Genomic DNA, 20,669 nt, shown 5'->3' on the forward strand with positions numbered 1-20,669 from the left:
GGGATCAGTTGTGACCGAACTTCCGCTGCTTCTTGTGGGCGACCGGCTCCTGGATCGAGCGCACTGTGTCGGGAGCGGCCGTCGGCTGCGGCTGCTGCTCCTTCGTCTCCACAGCAGCGCTGCGTTCATGGCCGCCAGTGCGGGCACCGCGGTTCTGCCGACTCTGCTTCTTGCTCACGATCATGCCTCCTGTACCGGCTCTCGGACATTGGGCCAGTTTCAGATTCGCATGTGAGTACGAAGGTCGCATATCGGGTGAGTGCTCGCGGCCGCTGTACGTGCATCCGGTGCCCGCACGCCGTCACCACGGCGCCAGGTGCCGGGATCAGGCGGGATAGGCGTGCGTCTGGGTCGCTTTGACCGTCGCCCAGACCGTGGCGCCCGGGTGCAGGTCGAGCTCGGCCGCGGCGACCGTGGTCAGGTCGGCGGCGAGGGGGAGTTCGCCGGTGAGGTCCGCGCGGATCCGGTCGCCGTGGGTCTCCAGGCCGGCCACCTCGCAGCGCCACAGGTTGCGTGCACTGGAGCCGGTGGGGCGGTCGCGGTACAGGGTCACGGCGCTCGGCGGGAAGGCGACGAAGACGGGGCCGGTGAGGTCCTCGGTGGTGGTGGCGGCGGGTCCCGCGTCGAGCCGTACCGTGTGGCCCTCGGCCCGCCCCCTGTAGAGGTTCAGGCCGACCAGCTGGGCGATGTAGTCCGTACGCGGGTGGCGGGCGATGTCGGAGGGGGCGCCCTCCTGGACGATGCGGCCGTGCTCGATGACGACGAGGCGGTCGGCGAGCACCATGGCGTCCAGCGGATCATGCGTGACCAGCACTGCGACCGCTTCGAACTCCGCCAGACGGCGTCGCAGTTGAGCGCGCACGTCCAGACGGGTGCGGGCGTCGAGGGCGGCGAGCGGTTCGTCGAGGAGCAGCAGCCGGGGGCGGGTCGCCAGCGCGCGGGCCAGGGCGACGCGTTGGGCCTGGCCGCCGGAGAGCCGGCGGGGCCTGTCGCCGGCGTGGTCGGCGAGACCCATGTGGTCCAGCCACTCCGCGGCTTGGGCCCGGGCCTCGGCCTTGGACGCGCCTTGGCAGCGGGGGCCGAAGGCGACGTTGTCGAGGGCGGTCAGATGAGGGAAGAGCAGATAGTCCTGGAAGACGACTCCGACCGGCCGGGACTCGGGCGGCCTACGGTCCAACGAGGCGCCGTCGAGACGCAGATGGCCGCCGGTGAGCGGGGTGAGCCCGGCCAGTGCGCGCAGCGCGGTGGTCTTCCCGGCGCCGTTGGGGCCGAGCAGCGCGACGACGTCACCGGGTGCGGCGCTCAGCGCGACGTCGAGCCGGAAGGAACCGCGGTCCACGACGAGGCGGGCGTCGAGGCCCTCGCCGCGTACGACGCCGGAAGAGGGGCCCGTGGTGGTGTGGTCGAGGGGGGTCATGACGCGGTCATCCAACGGTCCCGCAGTCCGGCCAGGACGGCGATCGACACGGCCAGCAGCACCAGACTCAGTGCGATCGCCGCCGCCGGGTCGCTCTGCAGCGCCAGGTACACGGCCAGCGGCATCGTCTGCGTACGGCCCGGGAAGTTGCCCGCGAAGGTGATCGTCGCGCCGAACTCGCCCAGCGCGCGCGCCCATGCCAGCACGGATCCGGCCGCGATGCCGGGGGCGATCAGCGGGAGGGTGACCCGGCGGAACGCGGTGAAGCGGGAGGCACCCAGGGTCGCGGCGGCCTCCTCGTAGCGCGGGTCCGCGGCCCGCAACGTGCCCTCCACGCTGATGACGAGGAACGGCATCGCGACGAACGCCTCCGCGACCACGACACCCGCCGTGGTGAACGGCAGGGTGATTCCGAACCAGGAGTCCAGCCACTGCCCCACGACGCCGTTGCGGCCGAGAGCCATCAGCAGTGCCACACCGCCGACCACCGGGGGAAGGACCAGCGGCAGGGTCACCAGGGCGCGTACGAGGCGGCGTCCGCGGAAGTCCGTACGGGCCAGCAACCAGGCCAGCGGCACGCCGATGACCAGGCTCACCGCCGTGGCCGCGGTGGCGCAGAGCAGGGACAGCTGCAGCGCCTGCCAGACCTCCGGACTGGTCAGCTGGTCGGGCAGGCTGCGCCACGGTGCCCGTACGAGCAGGGCGACCAGCGGCAGCAGCAGGAACGCCAGGCCGATCAGCGCGGGCACCAGCAGCGGGAGCGGAACCCCCGGGCGGCGGCCCCGGACACGCCCGCGCCGCGGTCCGCCCAGGAGGGGATCGGCCGCGGTGCGGGACTTGTCGAGCGAGGTCACGGCTGGAGGAACCCGGCCTCGGTCAGGACCTTCTGGCCTTCGGCGGACTGCACCAGTTCGATGAACGCCTTCGCCGCGTCGGCGTTCGGCGCGTCCTTGAGCAGGGCGATCGGGTAGTCGTTGATGGCGTCGGCCGACTCGGGGAACTCCACGCCCTCGACCTTTTCACCCGCCGCCTTCACGTCGGTCTTGTAGACGACCGCGGCGTCGGCCTCCTTGAGCTCGACCTTGGTCAGGGCGCTCTTGACGTCCTGCTCGTAGGAGACCGGGGTGAGCTTGAGCTTGCCGGCGTCCAGGGCCTTCTGCGCGGCGGCGCCGCACGGCACGGTCTTGTCGCACAGGACGACCTTGAGGCCGGACTTGGTGAGGTCCTTGAGGGAGGAGACCTTCTCGGGGTTCCCCGGCAGGGTGGCGATCTCCAGCTGGTTGCGCACGAAGGTGGCCGGGGTGCCGGACGCGTCCTTCGCGTCGGTGACGATCGCCATGGTCTTGGGGCTGGCGGCGGCGAAGACGTCGGCCGGGGCACCACCGGTGATGCCGGCGGCGAGGCTGTCGCTGCCGCCGAAGTTGAAGGTGACCTTCGTGCCGGGGTGTTCCTTCTCGAACTCCTTGCCCAGGGTCGTGAAGCTCTCCTTGAGCGAGGCGGCGGCGAACACGGTCACCGTGCCGGAGAGCTTCTTCGACGTGTCCGCGGACGCCGGGGCGGACGAGTCCGAAGTGGACGACGAGTCGTCGGAGGAGGAGCAGGCGCTCAGTGCCAGCAGCGCAGCGGCGCCTGCGCCGGCCACCTGCAGGGTCCGGCGGGTCCGGCGTGCGGAACGGGATATCACGGGTCCACTCCCTCTGAGTTCTTCGGTGTCCGGCCCGGGGATGATCCGGCGGCCCGGCTCGTCGCGCTCGGCGTGCAATCGGCCGCCGTCGATCCAGCGCCCAGGCGTATCGACACCGACGCCCGTCAAGGCGGCCCCCTCTCCGATCCGGTGGATCTGCACGTGGGGATGATACTGCCGCAGATGCAAGGAGGAAGTCTTCTGTTGCATTGCATGAGCTGGACCTTTGGCGGGCAGGGTGGGCATGTGCGTTTGTGCGGGGCCGCGGTCCGGGTACCGTCACCCGGGGAGGTGGTGGCCAGTGAGCCAACCCTTGACGCGACGGGCTGCCGATCCGGTGGCGGAGCTCGCCCTGACTGGAGACCTTGCGCGCCCGGCCCGGCTGACCGTGTCCGACCTGCTCGCCTGGCCCCAGCATCGTGCGCGGGTCAGCTTCGAGTGCGCGACCAGCGGCATCCAGCACCACGGCTTCACGGGACCACTGCTGCACGACGTCCTGTCCGCCGCCGGCCCCGCCTTCGACCCCGCTCGGCGCAAGGACCGCCTCCGCTTCCTGATCGCCGTGACGGGCGCGGACGGCCACCACGCACTCCTCTCCTGGGCGGAGATCGACCCGGACTTCGGCCGTGCCGCGGTGCTGCTCGCCGTCAGCATCGACGACAACCCGCTCGACCGCGCCGGACCCCAGCTCGTGCTGCCCCAGGACCGCTGCGGGGCCCGGCACATCAGCGGCATCAACGCGGTACGCGTGGACGGTGGTTACACCTCGTGGACGTGACGTCGACGGGTACCGCGGAAGGTTCCGTACCCCTGGCGCGCGATGTCGCAGGCCTCGGCGCTTACTCCTGCCCGTGATGACGTGATCCAGGGGGCCCGCCACCCATGGGTGCCGCGTCAGGTGCGGTCGATGTGCACGTTCGTCGACTTCACGCGGGCGGTGGCCTCCATGCCGACCTCCAGGCCCAGCTCCTCCACGGCCTCCCGGGTCAGCAGCGAGACCAGCCGGTGCGGACCCGCCTGGATCTCCACCTGCGCCGCCACATCGCCGAGCTTCACGGCGGTGACGATGCCGGGGAAGGCATTGCGGACGGAGGTGTACGAGGCGTCCTCCTCGCCGCTGCCGGTCCCGGCGAGCTCCACGGAGAAGGCGGCCAGATCCTTGCCGTCGATGAGCCGCCGCCCACCTTCGTCACGGTGGGTCGCCATCCGGCCGGCATCCGCCCACCGCCGCGCGGTGTCCGGGCTCACTCCCAGCAGCCTGGCTGCCTGGCCGATCGTGTAGGACTGCATGTGCGCCAAGATAGGCGCACTCTCCTGCGGGACCAAAAGGCCCCTCTGCCAGGGGAACGCCCGCAGTGGCGCCCCTGGCAGGACCGGAAGACCGCGCCGGCCCCGTCCCGAACCGCCGGCGCGTCAGGCTGTCCCGGATGCGCCGGGCCCGTCGTTCCCGCCCAGCGGACTCCCCGCCTGCCGAACACGGTGCCCCGCCTGGGGTGCAGCCCACGAGCACCGGCACCTCAAGGGCCGCGAGCGCGACACGGGGATCGCGCCCTGCCGCCACGGCACTGAGCTGCGCCGTCGAGTGGCTGCATGCTTCCGGCCGGCGCCGATGTGGTCACTGCTTGTCATCGTGTTGCCGGGTACGACGGCTCCACATCGACGCGGCACCGTCCAGAAGCGGTTACTCGAGTCGCGCGTCATGGCCTCGAGGCGGCCCCCGCTGTGCGTCAATGACCACAGCCGGCAGGGCGGTTGTCCCCTTCGGCGATCGCCATGGTCGACGGGGTGAACCGAGCGCCCTCACCTGCCGACCGGATCTTCGGTGCGACCCCGGGCGGGTTCGCCGCGCAGGGCTGTCACAAACGGGGAGGCCGTCTTGTCTCCACTCTGAACAGCCCCTGTTGGGAGGAATACATGAGCACTGAGCACGCACACCTGCCACCAGGCGTCGAGGTGATCACGACCCTGCCGGAGGCGGCGGCCCGGATCCCGTCCGGCGCCTCGGCCAGTACCATCCGGGTCACCCTGCCGCCCGGTGACCCCGGTGCGCCGCCGCACCGGCACCCCGGGCCGCTCCTCGGCTACGTGACCCAGGGCGAGATCCTCTTCGAGCTGGAGGGGCAGCCGCCCCGGGTGCTCAAGGCCGGTGACGCCCTGTTCGAGCCCGGGGGCGACGTGATCCACTACCAGGGCGCCAACAACCTTCCGGACGCGCAGTCGCAGCTGGTGGTGACCATGTTCGCGCCTCCGGGTTCCCCGGTCCTGACCGTGGTCAGCGCGGAGGAGCTGGCCGAACGACGACACCTGCGGGTCGCCCAGCCGTGATGGCCACCGGCCCTGGCAGGGCGGCGCCACCGGTGCGCCCGGCCGACCGGCGATCCGCACCCGGGTCCTGCTTCGCACGTCGGCACGGACTGGCCGGCCCGGAAGGCAATGAATTCCGCCTCCTGCACACCCGGCTCCAGCCCCGCTGACCACGTGCGTCGTGGCGCCGAGCCGCTCAGCCGTTGAAGTGGGGCCGGGGGTTTGCTCGCCGGTGCCGGTGCCGGTGCCGGCACCGGTGCCCGTGCCCGGGCTTGCGCTGGAGTCGTCCATCGACGAGCGGCCGCGGATGTTGCGGGCGGCGGGCCTCCGCGCAGAGCTGGTCGTAGCCGGGGCTGTCGGCGACGGAGTGGGAGGTCTGGCTGTCCCGTTCGCTCACGAACGTGTTCGCGCCAAGGACGCTCTGCTCACCTCTTCGGAACGAAGCGGTAGACCGTGGAATCCCTCGCCTCGAAACCGAGGCGCTCATACAGCCGGTTCGCCGCGTGCCTCGACGGACGCGATGTGAGGTCCACGGTCCGGGCACCCGCCGCGTCCGCCAGGCGCAGAGCCTCCTCGGTCAGGGCACCCCCGACTCCGAGTCCCCGCGCGGCCTCGTCGACGACCACGTCCTCGATGCGGGCCCGCATACCGGACGGCAGCGGAAACATGACCAACGTCAGCATCCCGACCGCTTCGCCTTCGACCCGCGCCACCAACACCGTGTTCGCGTCGGAGGCGAGCAGGCGCCCCACTGCCTCGCGATCCAACGGGGCGGCCGTGCTCGAAAGCTGGGGCAGCAACCGAGCAAATGCCTCGACCAATTCGTCGTTCGCTTCGCGGACAACCGCGACCTCAACGCTCATGATCCCGACCCTACCGAGCGAGCCCCGTCGCGGGGCGGTTCATCACAGCTCCGTCCCCGCGCAGGGGAGAACGGAGTGTTCGACGCGGATGGCCTGGACGTTCGACCACTGGATGGTCCGGCGGCGGAGGCTGTGCACGATGGCTGTCGACTCCGTGAGAGTGACGCCGCAGTACTGACCGAACATCAGCAGCACGAGCGGCAGAGCGGCCCACGTACCCAATGACTCGGTTGTCTCAGAGCGGGCGAGCTTCCAGGTCACCCAATAGATGACCCTCGTGCCCACGACGACAAGGAGGGGCAGAGCAGGCAGTACGCGCTGGAGACGCGTACACGGATGACGGATGCGCGCAGCCTCGACTGCGATTGCTCCACCAATACCCGCCCCTCGGACAATGCGGCCAGCGTCGGCACGCGATCGCCAGGGCACGACGGTCAACGGCCTGGAGCTGAGCTCGGCGCTGCTGATCTGCGAGGCGCTCGACGCTCGTGACGCGTCGGTGATCGCGATGTGGTTTACACGAGAGTGAGCGCTCTCTATCCTGTGGCGAACGGCCGCCGTCGGCCACCCCCTGGTGCGGGGCAGGCCGCATTCGCAATGCAAGGGAGATCAGGTGACCGCGAACCAGCCGCAGACGACCTACGAGGTGATCGAGGAGCGCGCCACGGTCGACTCCGACAAGACTGCGCTCGTCTTCCTCGAGCACGGGACCGTCGGTGGCATCGACCGCCGATGGTCATTCCGCGAGTTCCGCGACGAGGTCGTGCGAACCGCAAACATGTTTCATCTCCTCGGGGTCGGTCGCGACGATGTCGTGTCGCTGCTGCTGCCGAACCTGCCCGAGGCGCAGTTTGCCTTGTGGGGCGCGGAAGCGGTCGGGATCGCCAACCCGGTCAACTCCCACCTCGCGGTCGATCAGATCGAGCACATCCTCAACGCCGCCGAGACGAAGATCCTGGTCGTCCAGGGGGCGTCCGACCCCGGCGTGTGGGCCAAGGTGGAGCAGCTGGTCCGCCGCGTTCCGTCGCTCAAGGAGATCATTGCGGTCGACGACCCGGCGAGCTGGGGTGCGCAGATCGCCGCGGCCCCGTCTGAGGCGCTGCTCTTCGATCCGCCGAACGCGAGCGACATCGCGTCGTACTTTCACACCGGCGGGACGACCGGAGTGCCGAAGCTGGCCAAGCACACGCACGCCAACGAGGTGCACAACAGCTCGGCGGCCTCCGGGGTCCTGAAGTGGTCGTCGTTCAAGTCGATCGTGATGGGACTGCCGATGTTCCACGCCGCCGGCGTAGTGGTGTGCTCGCTCGGCCCGCTCGTCGCCGGGAACACGATCGTCATCGTCGGCCCGCTCGGGTTCCGTAACCCCCGCGCGATCGAAGGCATCTGGGACGTGATCGATACCTACGGCGTCGACCTCATGGTCGCGGTGCCAACGGTGCTCTCGGCGATCCTCGAGTCGCCGGTGCCGAAGGAGCGCGCAGCCAAGCTTGCGCTAACCATGACGGGTACCGCCCCGGTGCCCGTGGCGCTTGCGCAGCGCTGGCAGCAGGCGACTGGGAAGTACCCGATCGTCGGGTACGGGCTGACCGAGAGCGGCTGTGTGATCACTGTCACCCCGCTGGGTGCCGAAATCAAACCGGGTTCGGTCGGTCCCGCGTTGCCTGACTGCGAGGTCCGCGTCGTTCCCTACCGCGACGAGGACGAGATCATTGATCCGGCCGTCATCGGCGACTGCGCCCTTGGAGAGGTCGGCGTCGTCCTCGCCAAGGGTCCGAACATCTTCCCCGGTTACCGCGAGTCCGAGAAGGACGTCGGGGTCCTGCTCGACGGCGGGTGGCTGAACACCGGCGACTTGGGCCGACTCGACGAGGAAGGCTACCTGTGGATCACCGGCCGGGCGAAGGACCTCATCAAGCGCGGCGGGCATGGCATCGACCCGGCGAACGTTGAAGAGACCCTGAGTTCGCACCCGGACATCCAGGTTGCAGCGGTTGTCGGACGACCAGACCCCTATGCCGGCGAGCTGCCCGTCGCCTACGTCACCCTTCGTGCAAACGTCGAGGATTTTGATGCCGACGCTGTGCGGCTGTGGTGCAAGAAGCGGGTCAGCGACCCGGCTGCTGCGCCTGTCGAGATCGTCGCGCTCGACGAGCTGCCGCTGACGGCGGTCGGCAAGATCTCGAAGGTCGACCTGCGCTGGCGCGCTTCGGGCTTGGCGATCGAGCGCGAGATTGAGGCGGCGTTCGCCGGACCGTTCACAACGGCCGTGCTGGAGCTGCGCGAGCAGGACGCCACGTACGTCGGCCATGTCACCGCGCGCGGGGCGTCGCAAAAGCGGCACCGCTCGGAGTGCGAGACAACCTCGCTGTCGGTCATCTCTTGCTCACCGAGGGCGAGGGACGCGCTTTCGAAGAGACCGCGCGGCGTCGCGACGCGATCATCCACACCGCCGACGCCAAGGAAGGTGTCGTGTCGTTCGTCGAGCGCCGCGATGGGCAGTACGTCGGCGCGTAAGCGCCGCCCGCATCGATCGCGAGGACATGCCGGGTACCAAGCGGCGAGCGTGATCTGACGACCGTGTCCGGCCTGCCTCCGCTTCAGCGGGGCAGGCCGGACACGTGCAGCGGCTGGAGCGACGAGTCCGGCTGTGCCGAGCGCTCGTGCAGGTCTCCCGCAAAGTCGTCGCCGACCATGGGCCGGCGAACCCCGAGAGCGACTGCTGCAGCTGCAAACGACGTGGAGCCCGAGTGCCTAATGCGGGACGCCGAACCACGCCTCGATCAAGAGGTACAGTGCCTGCTGCTCGTCGGGGAGCCCCTCTTCGGCGAGTCGGCTGAGTCGTCGACGCTCGCATGAGCTCGGGGCGGTGGCCCGGCAAGGCTGACCCCGGGCGGGGGCCCGGCCGGGGAGAGCCGATGGCCGTGGTCGCCAGCCGCCCGTCGGCTGTTGCGTGCCGCTGCTCGGCCGACGCTCAGCGGCGGCTACCGCGGGGCGACTGCGGAGGAGAGGGCGGCGTCAAGCAGCACCGACGCTGCAGTGCGCGCCTGCAGCGCGATCGATGGGTCGCGTCGCATGTCCGACGCGACGAAGGCCCCATCCATGAGCAAGAGCAGCTGGGTCGCCAAGGTCTCGGGGTCGGGCGCGCCGGCCTCGCGGGCCTCGCGGGCGAAGCGCCCGAGCATGGCGTCCTTGTGGCGGATCGCGAGCTGCGTCAGCGGATGGTCCGGGCTGGCCATCTCGACACTGGCGTTGATGAAGGCGCAGCCGCGGTAGAGCTCGTCGACGAAGACCACCTCGGCCAAGACGTCGTAGGTAGCGAGGATTCGGTCACGGGGCGTCGTCGCTCGGCGCGCCACCTCGCGGTCGAGCTTCTCCTGGACGCGCTGGTTGCGGCGTTCCAGGTACGCCTCGACGAGCGCGTCCTTCGACCCGAAGTTGCGGTAGAGCGACATGATCGAGGTGTCGGCCTCGTCCAGGACACGGTTGATCCCCACCGCGCGGATGCCCTCGTTGTAGAAGAGGTGCGCGGCTTTCATGAGGCGATCACGGGGCGGCGGCTTCTTCACGCCCCCTATGATAGCGACCACTCTCGCGGGCGCAACCGTGGTCGACAAGGGGCGCCGACTGTGTGGGTTTCGGAGGTCGCGTCCAGGCGTCGGATCGAACGAACGTTGTTCAGTGAGGGAGCTACAGGACTGCGTGAGGCTGCAAGACCGACGCCACCAACGCATATGCGGTGGCCATGATCGCGTTACGGACGCCGGGGGTGACCGCGCTGGCCTACGACGAGGAGCGCCCGGACTGGGGGTCGCGGATCGCGTCGCTGAGTACAGCTAGCGTGATGCGCCGGAAACGACGGACGACATCGCGCAAACCTGGTTCATGCTGCCGCACCCTACGGAAGGTCGTTCCGAGGTACTACGGGATCTCCACAGGTCCACGCTCTGCGCCCGGACAGTCGGACAGCTTGGACACCTCGCTTATCCCTGGTCTAAGCCTATGAGTGGCTTCGATCAACACGGGCGGCGGGAGCGAGCGCCGTGGGACACCAACCGTCCGGCCGTCCGCAGTCGTGCTGGGGGCTGATCGGGTACCCGACGCGGCGTGGCCGTCTATCCGCACGCTGCGCCGGGCAATCTGGGTGTCGGAGGTGATCTTTGTGGCGAACGAGGACGCGATGCGCCGAACACCGGCGGGTGGGGACGCGGGGGACTGGGCGGGTGGGGCAATCTTGGATGCCTTGTTCACCCAGTCACCGGTAGGGCTGCACATCCTGGATACGGAGCTGCGGGTCGTGCGGGTCAACGCCGCCGCGCGGGGCATGCGCGGTGTGCCGGTCGAAGGCCTGACCGGGCTGCATTTCGCCGAGGCATACGCCGGCCTTTCCGCGCCCGACGAGGTGGAGGCGATGCTCCGTGGTGTGCTGGAAAGCGGTGTGCCCGTGCGCGAGCATCTGGTCCACCGGCGGCTGGCTTCCGAACAGGGGCGGGAAGCATGCGGGTCGATGTCGGTGTTCCGCCTGCAGGACCCGCAAGGGACGGTCCTGGGACTGGCCGCCACGGTGGTCGACGTCACGGAACAGGAACAGGCACGTGCCCGGCTGGGTGCGCTGAATGCCGTGCGCGAGCGTGTGGGTCAGACCCTGGACGTGATCGCCACCTGCCAGGAGCTGGTGGAGGCCTTGGTGCCCGGCTTTGCCGACTTCGCCATGGTGGACATTGTGGATGCCGTGGTACGCGGCGAGGAGTCCCCGACAGGGCCACTCGCTGAGGATGTTGCTCTGCGCCGTGCCGCCCTCCGGGCCCGCGACGGCCTGCAGGTACCGAGCTATCCGTTGGCTGACATGCGGAGCCTGAACTTGCTGCCCCCCTACGCGCAGGCCATGAGCGACCTCCGCCCCCGCCTCGTGCTTCTGAGTCCCGACAGCCCGTGGCTCGACGCCCCCAGGGCCAGGGCGGTCCGCGCAGCCGGAACGCACACACTCATCGTGGCGCCGCTGGCTCTGCGCGGCACGGCCCTGGGAGTGCTGAGCCTTCTCCGGACCGGCGGGTCCGATCCCTACGACGAGGACGATGTCGGCCTCGCTATCGATGCGGCCTCCCACACCGCCCTGTGCATCGACAACGCCCGCCGATTCACCCGCGAGTACACCATCGCCGCGACGGTCCAGCGCCATCAGCTGCCCCGCTATCCCGCCTCTCACAGCACGGTCGAGACCGCCCACCTGCACGTGCCCGGCTTCAGCGGCGGGGGAGGCTGGTTCGACTCGATTCCCCTGTCCGGCGCCCGCACTGCCCTGGTCGTCGGAGAGGTCGCCGGCAGTGGCATCCAAGCGGCCACCACCATGGGGCAACTGCGCACTGTCATCCGCTGTCTGGCTGCACTGGACCTGCAGCCCGACGAGCTCCTCGCGCGCCTCAACGACACCGCAGCCTTCCTGGCAGCAGAGCGCGCGGCTCTGCCCCCCGGCGATGCCCTGCACCGCCAACCGCTCTCGGCGAGCTGCGTCTACGCCGTCTACGACCCGGTCACCCGCACGTGCACCTTCGCACAGGCCGGGCACACCCCACCCTCGATCATCCGCCCCGACGGCAGCACCGAGGTTCCGGACAGCACCCCAGGGCCGCTCCTGGGCAGTGCGGAAGGTCCCCCCTTCGCCGCCACCACCACCGACCTCCCCCACGGCAGCATCCTCGCCCTCTACATCTCCGAGACCCTGCCCGCACCCCCCGCCGATTCCGACGGTGCCCCCGCACTCCTGCGCGACGTCCTCGCTCAACCCGGCAGCCCTCTCAAGGACCTGTGCGACGACATCCTCCGCACCCTCCGCAGCAAGGACCGTCCCGGCGAGGCCATTCTCCTCCTCGCTCGCACCCGGCCCTTCCCCGCCCACTCCCTTGCCACCTGGCTCCTCGACCACGACCCCACAGCAGCAGCCATCGCCCGCGGACACACCCGCCGGACACTCGCAGACTGGAACGTGGACGAAGACACCGCTTACGCAGCCGAACTGATCGTCAGCGAACTCGTCACCAACGCGATCCGCTACGGCGCCCCGCCCATGCAACTACGCCTCATCAAGGACCGCACCCTCACCTGCGAAGTGCACGACGACAGTCCTGTCTCCCCCCAACTGCGCCACGCCCGCACAGTCGACGAAGGGGGACGCGGCCTGTTCATCGTCGCTCAACTCGCCCAAAGATGGGGCACCCGCTACACCACCGAAGGCAAGACAGTCTGGAGCGAACAGACGCTCCCCACTCCGGCTTCCCCTCACTCTGAGCCGACAGCCGGGTCCGTCCAATAGGCGGTGATCCGTCCAGGCCGTGCGTGATGCGCGCAGCCGCATGGACGGATGGATGCCGAGGTCATCGATAGCGCCCAATGTCCGCTTCGCGGCACGGTGGGGTTTGCCGCTGCAGACCGTGGTTCTCCGCCGCAGATGGTGCGGAGGTGGCGGTGCTTGCCGTCACAGCAGTCGACTTCATTGGGCCGGGCCGAGTACCTCGTCGGCGCTGCGGGGCTCTTGGCGCGGTCGCAGTCATCGTGAGATTCTCCTGCCACGGATCGGTGCGAGGGCCGCCAAGCGCTCGGACATGAGGCGCCATCGCCCTTACACATAGCAATCCTCACTGCGGATGCGCTGCGCGCACCTTTGCCCCTGCGCGTGTGCTCACCTGGGATGGATCCCCCGGAAGCTCCGGCTCTGCGGGGGCCATCCAGATCACTTCACGATTCCCCCACCAGGTCCGATGATGTTCCGTGCCGCGTCTCCCTCACAGTGCAGAGCGAAGGCGGCAACGCGGGTGCGGCAGGCCCATGCCCGGGGCCTCGCGTCCTGAGAAGCTCCCGAGGACAGATCCGGCCCAGCGCAGGAAGATGAAGTCAGACGTGCTGAGTACGTCGTCGTCGCCTTCTGGGGCAGCCACTTCCGCCAAGCACTTGCTCAACGGATCGTCAGCCCTCACCCCCGCCGGAGGCAACCATGGGCGCAGTTCTCGGTGACGTGCTGGGTTTCGCGGCCGCCGTCGCGGTCAGCCCGCTCCCGATCATCGCAATCATCCTCATACTCGCCACGCCCCGGGGACGTCTCAACGGACTGCTGTTCACCGTCGGCTGGATCCTGGGACTCTCGGCTCTGGGCGCGGTGATGCTGGCGATCGCTTCCCCCGCAGGCGCCTCCGCCCACAATCACCCGGCCACCTGGGTGGGAGCACTCAAGCTCGCTCTGGGCGTGTTCCTCATCCTCTTCGGTACCCGGCTATGGCACCGGCGTCCGAAGGACCCCTCGCAGGCACAGCTGCCGAAGTGGATGGGCGCGATCGACCGCCTTACACCGGTCAAGGTCTTCGGACTCGGACTGGCCTTGGCAGCGCTCAACGCCAAGAACGCCCCACTGACCATCGCCGCGGGCGCCGCGATCGGCTCAGCCGGACTGCCGGTCGGGCAGCAGATCGCATCACTGGCAATCTTCGTCCTGATCGCCACCCTCGGCCTGCTGACCCCGCTGGGAGTCTTCGTGCTCGGGGGAGAGCGAGCCAAGACCACGCTCGGCAATTGGAAAGACTGGGCAGCTCAGCACAATGTCGCCGTGATGGCCGTCCTGTTCTTCGTTCTCGGATTGAAACTGCTCGGAGACGGCATTTCCATCCTCACCTCCTGACCGGCTTGGCCACCTGCCGGACCTCAAGAAGCGCATCGAGGCCGGAGGGGACCTACCCGATCTTCCAGAGCGTTGAGCGCGGCTCTGGAAGCGCCACCGTGTATCCGCCGTGGCCGCCCGCAGAAACCCGGTGTCAGCCGGACAGCGCCGGACCCTCCCCACCGTGACCTGGGGAGGGTCCGGCGCTTATGCGTTCTCTACGCGGCCCTCGCTACGGTGCTGTGGCCTGCCAAAAAGGCCCTCCCGAGGGAGGGCCTGGCTTGGTGCGGACTGTGTGCCCCCGGCAGGACTCGAACCTGCGGCCAAGCGCTTAGAAGGCGCCTGCTCTATCCACTGAGCTACGGGGGCCGGGTGGTGGCCTCAGCGGCCTGGAGCCCTGGGACCGGGCCGGTCTGTGACCTTGCCGGGACAAGGATAGGGCTCCGATCGACTGGACCCGGTTGCTTCACCTGCGTGGCACGATGTGGAGGTTCAGTGAAGCGAACCGATAATCGCAGGTAGGTGCCATTCGTGCACCGCTTTTGACGTCCAGCGCCCCGGGTGTTGTGCACTCGTTATGCCTGCGCCCCACTCGTCCCCTCTGTCCCGACGGCGTAACCGGCGCGCAGAGACGGCTATACGCTTCAAAAAGCCGCCAAAATTGGGCATTCTTCGCATGTGGTAACCATGGACGTACGGCCTCAGCTCATCGACGCACTTTCCGCCCTGCGCGACCGTGTCGCTGCCGTGCGTCTGCCGCTCCCGCTTCCCGGGGCGGCACGGGCCCGCCAGACCAGGGTCGAGCTGCTCGCCCAGCTCGACAACTACCTGCTTCCCCGGCTGAAGGATCCCGAAGCGCCGCTGCTCGCGGTCATCGGTGGATCCACCGGGGCCGGGAAATCGACGCTCGTCAACTCGCTCGTGGGGCGGCGGGTCAGTGAGGCCGGGGTGTTGCGGCCGACCACCCGGACCCCTGTTCTCGTCTGTCATCCGGATGATCATCACTGGTTCTCCGGGCTCCGCGTGCTGCCGCAGCTGACCCGGGTCTGGCTGCCGTCGGGGGAGTCCGCGGATCCCGGGCTCGACGACCGCGACGGGCTCGACGAGGGCGAGGACGAGGACGGGACCGCGTTGCGGATCGAGACCGCCGCGAGTCTGCCGCGTGGCCTCGCGCTGCTCGATGCTCCGGACATCGATTCGCTCGTCGTGCAGAACCGGGTACTGGCCGCCGAACTGATCTGCGCCGCCGACGTCTGGGTCATGGTCACCACCGCCTCCCGGTACGCCGACGCGATGCCGTGGCATCTGCTGCGTACCGCAAAGGAGTACGACGCCGCCCTCGTCACCGTGCTCGACCGGGTGCCGCACCAGGTGATCGCCGAAGTGTCGCGGCAGTACGGGGCGCTGCTCGCCAGGGCGGGTCTCGGCGAGGTGCCGCGCTTCACCATCCCCGAGTTGCCCGAGTCGGCGGGCGGCGGCACCGGGCTGCTGCCCACCACCGCCGTCGCACCGTTGCGTGCCTGGCTGGGGCACCGCGTGCACGATCCGGCGGCCCGTCAGCAGGCGGTGGGGCGTACGGCGTCCGGGGTGATGAATTCGCTGGACGTACGGCTGCCGGAGCTGGCCGGGGCCGTCGCGGCGCAGTATGCGGCGGCCGTGCGGCTCACCGGCGTGGTCGAGGACGCCTTCCAGAAGGAGGGGGCCCGGGTGCAGAGGCGGCTGCAGAACGGTGGGGTGCTCGCCGGGGACGCCCGCACCAGGTGGCGTGGATATCCGCACTACAGCTCCTCCCAGGAGCTTCTCGACGCGCTGGTGGAGAGCTTGGTCGCGCTTCTGCACTGCGCGGTGACCGCTGCCGACGAGCAGATCAGGACGACCTGGCGGCGTGAGCCCGCAGCGGGTGTGTTCGGGCTCGAGGCCGCCGGCCGGGAGGCCGGGGGATGGGGACCCGCCGAGGACATCCGGGGCCGGATCGCCATGGCCGTACGACGGTGGCGGCGGGTCCTGGAGGAGCTGGCCGAGGAAGAGGTGCGCCGGCTGGAGCGCAACGCCGCGCCGGACGCCGAGACGGTGGCGGCGCTGCTGGCCGCCGCTCTGCTCGGTGGGCGCCGGGCCCGCAGCGCCGGGGAACAGCTCGCCGAACGTATCGGCGTCCAGGGGGCACTGCGGCTGCGCGACAAGGGCGGAGAGCTGCTCACCACCTACATCGACCGGGTGCTGCACGGCGAACGCGACCGGCGGCTCGCGCCGCTCGACGCGCTCGATGTGGCCCCGGAGCCGCAGGCCGAATTGATTGCCGCGCTTTCCGTACTGCAGAAGGAGAGGGGGCAGCGTTGACTGCCGTCACTGACCAGGACCACGGCCAGGAGCAGGACCAGGAGCACGGCCGGGGGCGGGCGACGACCCGGGACACGGCCCGGGAGGCGGTCCGGAAGCCGGAGCAGGGCCGAGGTGCGCGGTCCACGCCCCGCGTCGTCCCCGAGCCCGTCGGGCGCTGGGACGACGGGCTGATCGCCCGGCGTGCCGCTGCCGCGGCCGAAGAGCACCAAGGCGGGCCCGAACCCGAGGCCGCATCCGACGACGACGTACGGCCCCAGGTCGAGGCGTACGTACCGTCCGGCAGCCCCCTGCGGGCGCGGCTCGACGCGTTGCGTGAGCTCGTCGGGCTGTCCAGGGCCCGGCTCGACCGGGCCACCCTCGCCGAGGCGGGGCGCGTACTCGACGAGGCCGCCGCTCGTCAGCGGCTCTCCTCGCGGCACACCGTCGTCGCCATCGCCGGGGCGTCCGGCAGCGGCAAGTCGACCCTCTTCAACTCCCTCGCGGGCGCGCAGATCTCCGACACCGGGCTGCGCCGGCCGACCACCGCCGCACCCATCGCCTGCTCCTGGACCGACGGCGCTGCCGGGCTGCTGGACCGGCTCGCCATTCCCGGGCGGCTCAGACGCAGGCCGCAGCAGGGCGGTACGGAGGCGGACGAGGCGCTTCAGGGGCTCGTCCTCGTCGATCTGCCCGATCACGACTCGGCGGCCACGGGGCACCGCGAGCAGGTGGACCGGGTGCTTGCGCTGGTCGACGCGGTGATCTGGGTCGTCGATCCGGAGAAGTACGCGGACGCCGCCCTGCACGAGCGCTATCTGCGGCCGCTGGCCGGGCACGCGGAGGTCACCTTCGTCATCCTGAACCAGGTGGACCGGCTGCCCGGCGACGCCGCCGACCAGGTCCTCGACGATCTGCGCAGGCTGCTCGACGAGGACGGCATGGCCCTGGGCGAACACGGCGAACCGGGTGCCACGGTCCTGTCCCTGTCGGCCCTCACCGGCGATGGTGTGGGCGAACTGCGCGAGCTGCTCGGCCGGTTCGTCCAGGGGCGCACGGCCGCGGCGCGCCGGCTCTCCGCCGATGTGGACGCTGCGGCGGCGAAACTGCGGCCGGTGTACGTCGCCGAGGGGCGGCCCGGACTCGGGGAAAGCGCCCGCGAGGAGTTCGCCGACCGGCTCGCCGAGGCCGTCGGCGCGGCCGCGGCCGGTCAGGCCGCCGAACGCGAGTGGCGCAAGAATGCCGGGCGGGCCTGCGGTACGCCCTGGCTGCGGCTGTGGCGCTGGTACGAGTCCACCAGGCAGCCGGGAACCCCGGACCGGGCGGCCGTGCTGCCCGCGCCGCCCGAGCAGCAGCTCACCTCCCGGCAACGCGTCGAGCAGGCGGTACGCACGGTGGCGGACGCCGCCGCCGACGGCCTGCCCGGTCCCTGGGCGCAGGCGGTCCGCGAGGCCGCGGTGCAGGGGGCGGAGGGGCTGCCGGAGGCGCTGGACGAGCTGGCGGAGAAGGCCGGAGCGGAAGCGGACGGCCGGGGCAGGGCCGCGGGTGAGGAGGCCGGCCGTGGTGCGGGGAGCGGGGCGCCGGACGCCGTCGGTGCGGGCGCCGGGGGTGTGGTGGCCACCGCGGTGGCCTGTGCATCCGGTGTCGCGCACAGCGGGCGGGCGGCCGGCAAACCACCGCGGCCCGCCTGGTGGCCCGCCGCCGTGCTGGCGCAGGTGTCCATGACGTTGCTGCAGATCTTCGGCGGTCTCTGGCTGATCGGCCAGATCGTCGGCGTGGTCGACCCGGGGCTGTTCACGGCCGCGTCGGTGATGGTGGCCGGGGTCATCGGCGGGCCGCTGGTCGAGTGGTCGTGTGCGGCCGCCGCGCGCGGTCCTGCGCGGCGGTACGGGCAGGAGGCCGAGCGGCGGCTGCGCGAGGCCGCGGCGGCCTGCGGCCGGGCGCGGGTGCTCGATCCCGTGGCGGCCGAGCTGGTGCGCTACCGCGAGGTGCGGGAGCGGTTCGTGGCGGTGACGGAGTTTTCCACAACCAGCCGGTAGTCCACAGCCCTCAGCAGGATCCCCGCCTCCCCTTCAGCATGAGATCAGTGACCGCACGGCAGCGGTCGCCGAGGCCGAAGGGGAGGCGGAGGCATGAACGAGACCGTGGTGACACTGGTGGGCAATGCGGCGACCGGGGTGGAGTTCCGCGAGACGGCTACCGGCGGCATGGCGCGATTCCGGTTCGCTGTGACCGCCCGCCGCTGGGACCGCGATAAGCAGCTCTGGGCGGACGGGCACACCAGCTTCTACACGGTGTGGGCCTGGCGCACGCTGGCGGCGAATCTCGCGGGCTCGGTCGCTGTCGGAGAACCCCTGGTCGTGCACGGCCGGTTGAAGGTGCGCGAGGAGGAACGGGACGGGCAGCGCCGGACGTTCGTGGACATCGAGGCGGTGGCGGTCGGCCACGATCTGACGCGGGGGACGGCGGCGTTCCGGCGCGTGATGCGGGCGGATCCGGCGTTGACCGCCCGGCCGGGCAGGAGGCGGGGCGGACCGGAGGCGGAAGGAGCGGGGAGGGGTGCCGCCGGCGCGGCCGGGATGCCTGTTCAGCGAGGGGATGCGGCTGCGCCGCCGGCGAAGGGCGAGCTGCCGGTGAGGGGCGAGCGGCGTGCGGGAGGAGGGCCGACGGTGCGTCAGGAACCGATTCCCGAACTGGCGTCGACACCGTGACTGGGGCCGAGGGGGCGGAAGTTACCGGCGATAACGATTCTGAGTCGGAATGGTTGTACGACGGTATGACGGGGGATTATTCATCGTCCGCCTCCTTAGGATTCCCCCGTACTCACGGGGCACTTGAGTCGACTGGCGGGGCACTCCCCACACGCGCACCGAGCGCGAGGGTCCCGCCCGGAGGGGACATCTGTGTTTTCTGCTTCTTCAGCGACCGCTTTTTCAGCGACCGTTCCGTCATCCACGGCGGGGACGACTCCGCGGCGGCGGGGCATATCCCGGTTTGCCGCATCGGTGGTGGCGTCCGGTCTCGTCATAGCCGGCGCACTCGTCGGCGCGGGCAGTGCGGCCGCCGACGACACACCTCAGCACCAGGGCGGCGCGACCGCCGTCCTGGACGGGCTGAAGACCTACGACCGGGCCGTGCTCCACACGGGCGGCAAGAACCAGGTGCTGCCTGCCGGGCTCTTCGAGATGACCGTCGACGGCGGCGGCAAGCTCAAGACGTACTGCATCGACATCCACAACCCCACCCAGGACCAGGCGAAGTACCTGGAGACCCCCTGGAACCAGACATCGCTCGGCACCAACAAGAACGCCGGCAAGATCCGCTGGATCCTGGAGCACTCCTACCCGCAGATCGATGACCTCGCGGCGCTCGCCGAGCAGGCCGGTACCGGGCCGCTCACCGAGAAGACCGCGGCGGCGGGCACCCAGGTCGCCATCTGGCGCTACTCGGACGACGCCGACGTCGATGCCTCCGACGAGCAGGCGGAGAAGCTCGCCGACTGGCTGGGGGAGCACGCCGAGGACGTGGCGGAGCCCAAGGCGTCCCTCGCCCTGGACCCGGCGGCGGTCTCCGGCCTGTCCGGTGAGCGGCTCGGGCCGGTCACCGTCCACACCAACGCAGGCCAGGTCTCGGTGACCCCGCCCGCCGACTCCGCCAGTGGCGTCAAGGTCACCGACAAGAGCGGCAAGCCCGTCACCGTCGCCGCCAACGGCGCCCAGCTGTACTTCGACATCCCGGCGGGCGCCGCCGACGGCACCGCCGCGCTGACCGTCCAGGCCACCACCTCGGTGCCGGTCGGCCGGGCCTTCGCCGGCGTGACCAAGAGCCAGACGCAGATCCTGGCCGGGTCCAGCGAGTCCACGGTCTCCGCGAACGCCACGGCGACCTGGGCCAAGAAGGGCGCGATCCCCGCGGTCACCGCGAAGAAGAACTGCGCCAAGGGCGGCGTGGACGTCACCGCGACCAACGAGGGCGACGAGGCGTTCACCTTCGAGCTGGCCGGCGCCGAGCACACCGTCGCGGCCGGTGCGACCGAGACGGTGACCGTCCCGGTCGCCGAGGACCAGGCGTACGACTTCACGATCACCGGTCCCGGCGGGTTCACCAAGACCTTCAAGGGCGTGCTGGACTGCAAGACCGCAGGCACCACCGGCGGCGGCCTCGACACCCAGACCACCGAGCAGCCCTCTACGGCCACGGCGGGCGGCAGCTCGGCCGGGACCGGGGGCGACCTCGCCGAGACCGGCAGCTCGAGCGCCACGCCGATCATCGCGGGCATCGCCATCGGCCTCGTCGTCATCGGCGGCGGTGCGGTCTTCCTCCTCCGCAAGCGGAAGGCGTCGCCCGCGGGCAGCGCAGGCTCCTCCGAGTGACATGCCGCTGTTCGGTGAGCGGAACGTGACATAAGAGCGGCACATCGTCACGATGTGCTGATGGCAG

Annotated in this window: 16 protein-coding genes, 1 tRNA gene and 2 pseudogenes; 10 read left to right on the top strand and 9 right to left on the bottom strand. The window is 70.5% G+C overall.

The window, feature by feature from the left end:
• Positions 1-4: 4 nt before the first annotated feature.
• The 4 genes from OG878_RS25835 to modA form a co-directional block, all read right to left on the bottom strand.
• Positions 5-184, bottom strand: a complete 180-nt coding sequence (locus OG878_RS25835; RefSeq protein WP_328888981.1) for a hypothetical protein — start codon at positions 182-184, stop codon at positions 5-7.
• A 141-nt stretch (positions 185-325) separates the two neighbouring features.
• Positions 326-1,417 carry an ABC transporter ATP-binding protein gene (locus OG878_RS25840; protein ID WP_328888982.1) on the bottom strand — a complete coding sequence of 364 codons (1,092 nt, stop codon included), beginning with the start codon at positions 1,415-1,417 and terminating at the stop codon, positions 326-328.
• Positions 1,414-2,271, bottom strand: a complete 858-nt coding sequence (gene modB, locus OG878_RS25845) for a molybdate ABC transporter permease subunit (RefSeq protein ID WP_328888983.1) — start codon at positions 2,269-2,271, stop codon at positions 1,414-1,416. The genes OG878_RS25840 and modB overlap by 4 nt, the downstream gene beginning before the upstream one ends.
• The gene (gene modA, locus OG878_RS25850) at positions 2,268-3,098 is read right to left on the bottom strand and encodes a molybdate ABC transporter substrate-binding protein (protein ID WP_328891384.1); all 831 of its coding nucleotides are present in this window, start codon (positions 3,096-3,098) and stop codon (positions 2,268-2,270) included. Before modA ends, modB begins: the two co-directional genes overlap by 4 nt.
• Positions 3,099-3,402: 304 nt before the next feature.
• Here modA and OG878_RS25855 point away from each other — a divergent pair, with 304 nt between their 5' ends.
• Positions 3,403-3,879, top strand: coding sequence for a molybdopterin-dependent oxidoreductase (locus OG878_RS25855; RefSeq protein ID WP_328888984.1), 477 nt, complete (start codon positions 3,403-3,405; stop codon positions 3,877-3,879).
• Between the two features lie 116 nt (positions 3,880-3,995).
• Here OG878_RS25855 and OG878_RS25860 read toward each other — a convergent pair whose 3' ends face one another.
• Positions 3,996-4,391, bottom strand: a complete 396-nt coding sequence (locus OG878_RS25860) for a TOBE domain-containing protein (protein WP_277326255.1) — start codon at positions 4,389-4,391, stop codon at positions 3,996-3,998.
• Between the two features lie 624 nt (positions 4,392-5,015).
• Between OG878_RS25860 and OG878_RS25865 the strand changes: the two genes are divergently transcribed.
• Positions 5,016-5,426, top strand: coding sequence for a cupin domain-containing protein (locus OG878_RS25865; RefSeq protein ID WP_328888985.1), 411 nt, complete (start codon positions 5,016-5,018; stop codon positions 5,424-5,426).
• Between the two features lie 404 nt (positions 5,427-5,830).
• Here OG878_RS25865 and OG878_RS25870 read toward each other — a convergent pair.
• Together OG878_RS25870 and OG878_RS25875 are read right to left on the bottom strand one after the other, a co-directional pair.
• Positions 5,831-6,280 (bottom strand): annotated as a pseudogene (locus OG878_RS25870) (GNAT family N-acetyltransferase); the annotation flags it as partial.
• A 30-nt stretch (positions 6,281-6,310) separates the two neighbouring features.
• Entirely contained in the window at positions 6,311-6,553 is a 243-nt protein-coding gene (locus OG878_RS25875) for a hypothetical protein (protein WP_328888986.1), read from the bottom strand.
• Positions 6,554-6,662: 109 nt separating this feature from the next.
• Between OG878_RS25875 and OG878_RS25880 the strand changes: the two genes are divergently transcribed.
• Both OG878_RS25880 and OG878_RS25885 read left to right on the top strand, forming a co-directional pair.
• Complete coding sequence (locus OG878_RS25880) at positions 6,663-6,797, top strand: hypothetical protein (protein WP_328888987.1); 135 nt, start codon at positions 6,663-6,665, stop codon at positions 6,795-6,797.
• Between the two features lie 84 nt (positions 6,798-6,881).
• Positions 6,882-8,843: an AMP-binding protein gene (locus OG878_RS25885; protein WP_328888988.1), complete on the top strand. Its 1,962-nt coding sequence runs from the start codon at positions 6,882-6,884 to the stop codon at positions 8,841-8,843.
• Between the two features lie 409 nt (positions 8,844-9,252).
• Here OG878_RS25885 and OG878_RS25890 read toward each other — a convergent pair whose 3' ends face one another.
• On the bottom strand, positions 9,253-9,837 hold the full coding sequence (locus OG878_RS25890) for a TetR/AcrR family transcriptional regulator (protein WP_328888989.1): 585 nt from the start codon (positions 9,835-9,837) through the stop codon (positions 9,253-9,255).
• A gap of 593 nt (positions 9,838-10,430) precedes the next feature.
• Between OG878_RS25890 and OG878_RS25895 the strand changes: the two genes are divergently transcribed.
• Both OG878_RS25895 and OG878_RS25900 read left to right on the top strand, forming a co-directional pair.
• The gene (locus tag OG878_RS25895) at positions 10,431-12,578 is read left to right on the top strand and encodes a SpoIIE family protein phosphatase (protein WP_328888990.1); all 2,148 of its coding nucleotides are present in this window, start codon (positions 10,431-10,433) and stop codon (positions 12,576-12,578) included.
• Between the two features lie 678 nt (positions 12,579-13,256).
• Positions 13,257-13,934 carry a GAP family protein gene (locus tag OG878_RS25900; RefSeq protein WP_328888991.1) on the top strand — a complete coding sequence of 226 codons (678 nt, stop codon included), beginning with the start codon at positions 13,257-13,259 and terminating at the stop codon, positions 13,932-13,934.
• Positions 13,935-14,209: 275 nt separating this feature from the next.
• On the opposite strand, the gene OG878_RS25905 is transcribed toward OG878_RS25900, so the two are convergent.
• A tRNA-Arg gene (locus OG878_RS25905) sits at positions 14,210-14,282 on the bottom strand.
• 318 nt (positions 14,283-14,600) lie between these two features.
• Between OG878_RS25905 and OG878_RS25910 the strand changes: the two genes are divergently transcribed.
• From OG878_RS25910 to OG878_RS25925, 4 genes and pseudogenes are all read left to right on the top strand, one after another.
• Positions 14,601-16,250, top strand: coding sequence for a dynamin family protein (locus OG878_RS25910; protein WP_328888992.1), 1,650 nt, complete (start codon positions 14,601-14,603; stop codon positions 16,248-16,250).
• Complete coding sequence (locus OG878_RS25915; protein WP_328888993.1) at positions 16,247-18,268, top strand: YfjP family GTPase; 2,022 nt, start codon at positions 16,247-16,249, stop codon at positions 18,266-18,268. Before OG878_RS25910 ends, OG878_RS25915 begins: the two co-directional genes overlap by 4 nt.
• A gap of 93 nt (positions 18,269-18,361) precedes the next feature.
• Positions 18,362-18,745: pseudogene (locus OG878_RS25920) on the top strand (single-stranded DNA-binding protein); the annotation flags it as partial.
• A gap of 387 nt (positions 18,746-19,132) precedes the next feature.
• Positions 19,133-20,602 (top strand): Cys-Gln thioester bond-forming surface protein, encoded by a 1,470-nt coding sequence (locus OG878_RS25925; protein ID WP_328888995.1) that lies wholly within the window; start codon positions 19,133-19,135, stop codon positions 20,600-20,602.
• The last annotated feature ends 67 nt before the right edge of the window (positions 20,603-20,669 follow it).

Source organism: Streptomyces sp. NBC_00316 (assembly GCF_036158715.1).
In the GTDB taxonomy this organism is placed as follows: Bacteria; Actinomycetota; Actinomycetes; order Streptomycetales; family Streptomycetaceae; genus Streptomyces.

Bases quoted from the DNA above. Each gene is read 5' to 3' on its own strand.
- OG878_RS25900 (WP_328888991.1), top strand. From the start codon at position 13,257: ATGGGCGCAGTTCTCGGTGACGTGCTGGGTTTCGCGGCCGCCGTCGCG.
- OG878_RS25860 (WP_277326255.1), bottom strand. From the start codon at position 4,391: ATGCAGTCCTACACGATCGGCCAGGCAGCCAGGCTGCTGGGAGTGAGC.
- OG878_RS25840 (WP_328888982.1), bottom strand. From the start codon at position 1,417: ATGACCCCCCTCGACCACACCACCACGGGCCCCTCTTCCGGCGTCGTA.
- OG878_RS25910 (WP_328888992.1), top strand. From the start codon at position 14,601: ATGGACGTACGGCCTCAGCTCATCGACGCACTTTCCGCCCTGCGCGAC.
- OG878_RS25880 (WP_328888987.1), top strand. From the start codon at position 6,663: ATGCGGCCAGCGTCGGCACGCGATCGCCAGGGCACGACGGTCAACGGC.
- OG878_RS25865 (WP_328888985.1), top strand. From the start codon at position 5,016: ATGAGCACTGAGCACGCACACCTGCCACCAGGCGTCGAGGTGATCACG.
- OG878_RS25835 (WP_328888981.1), bottom strand. From the start codon at position 184: ATGATCGTGAGCAAGAAGCAGAGTCGGCAGAACCGCGGTGCCCGCACT.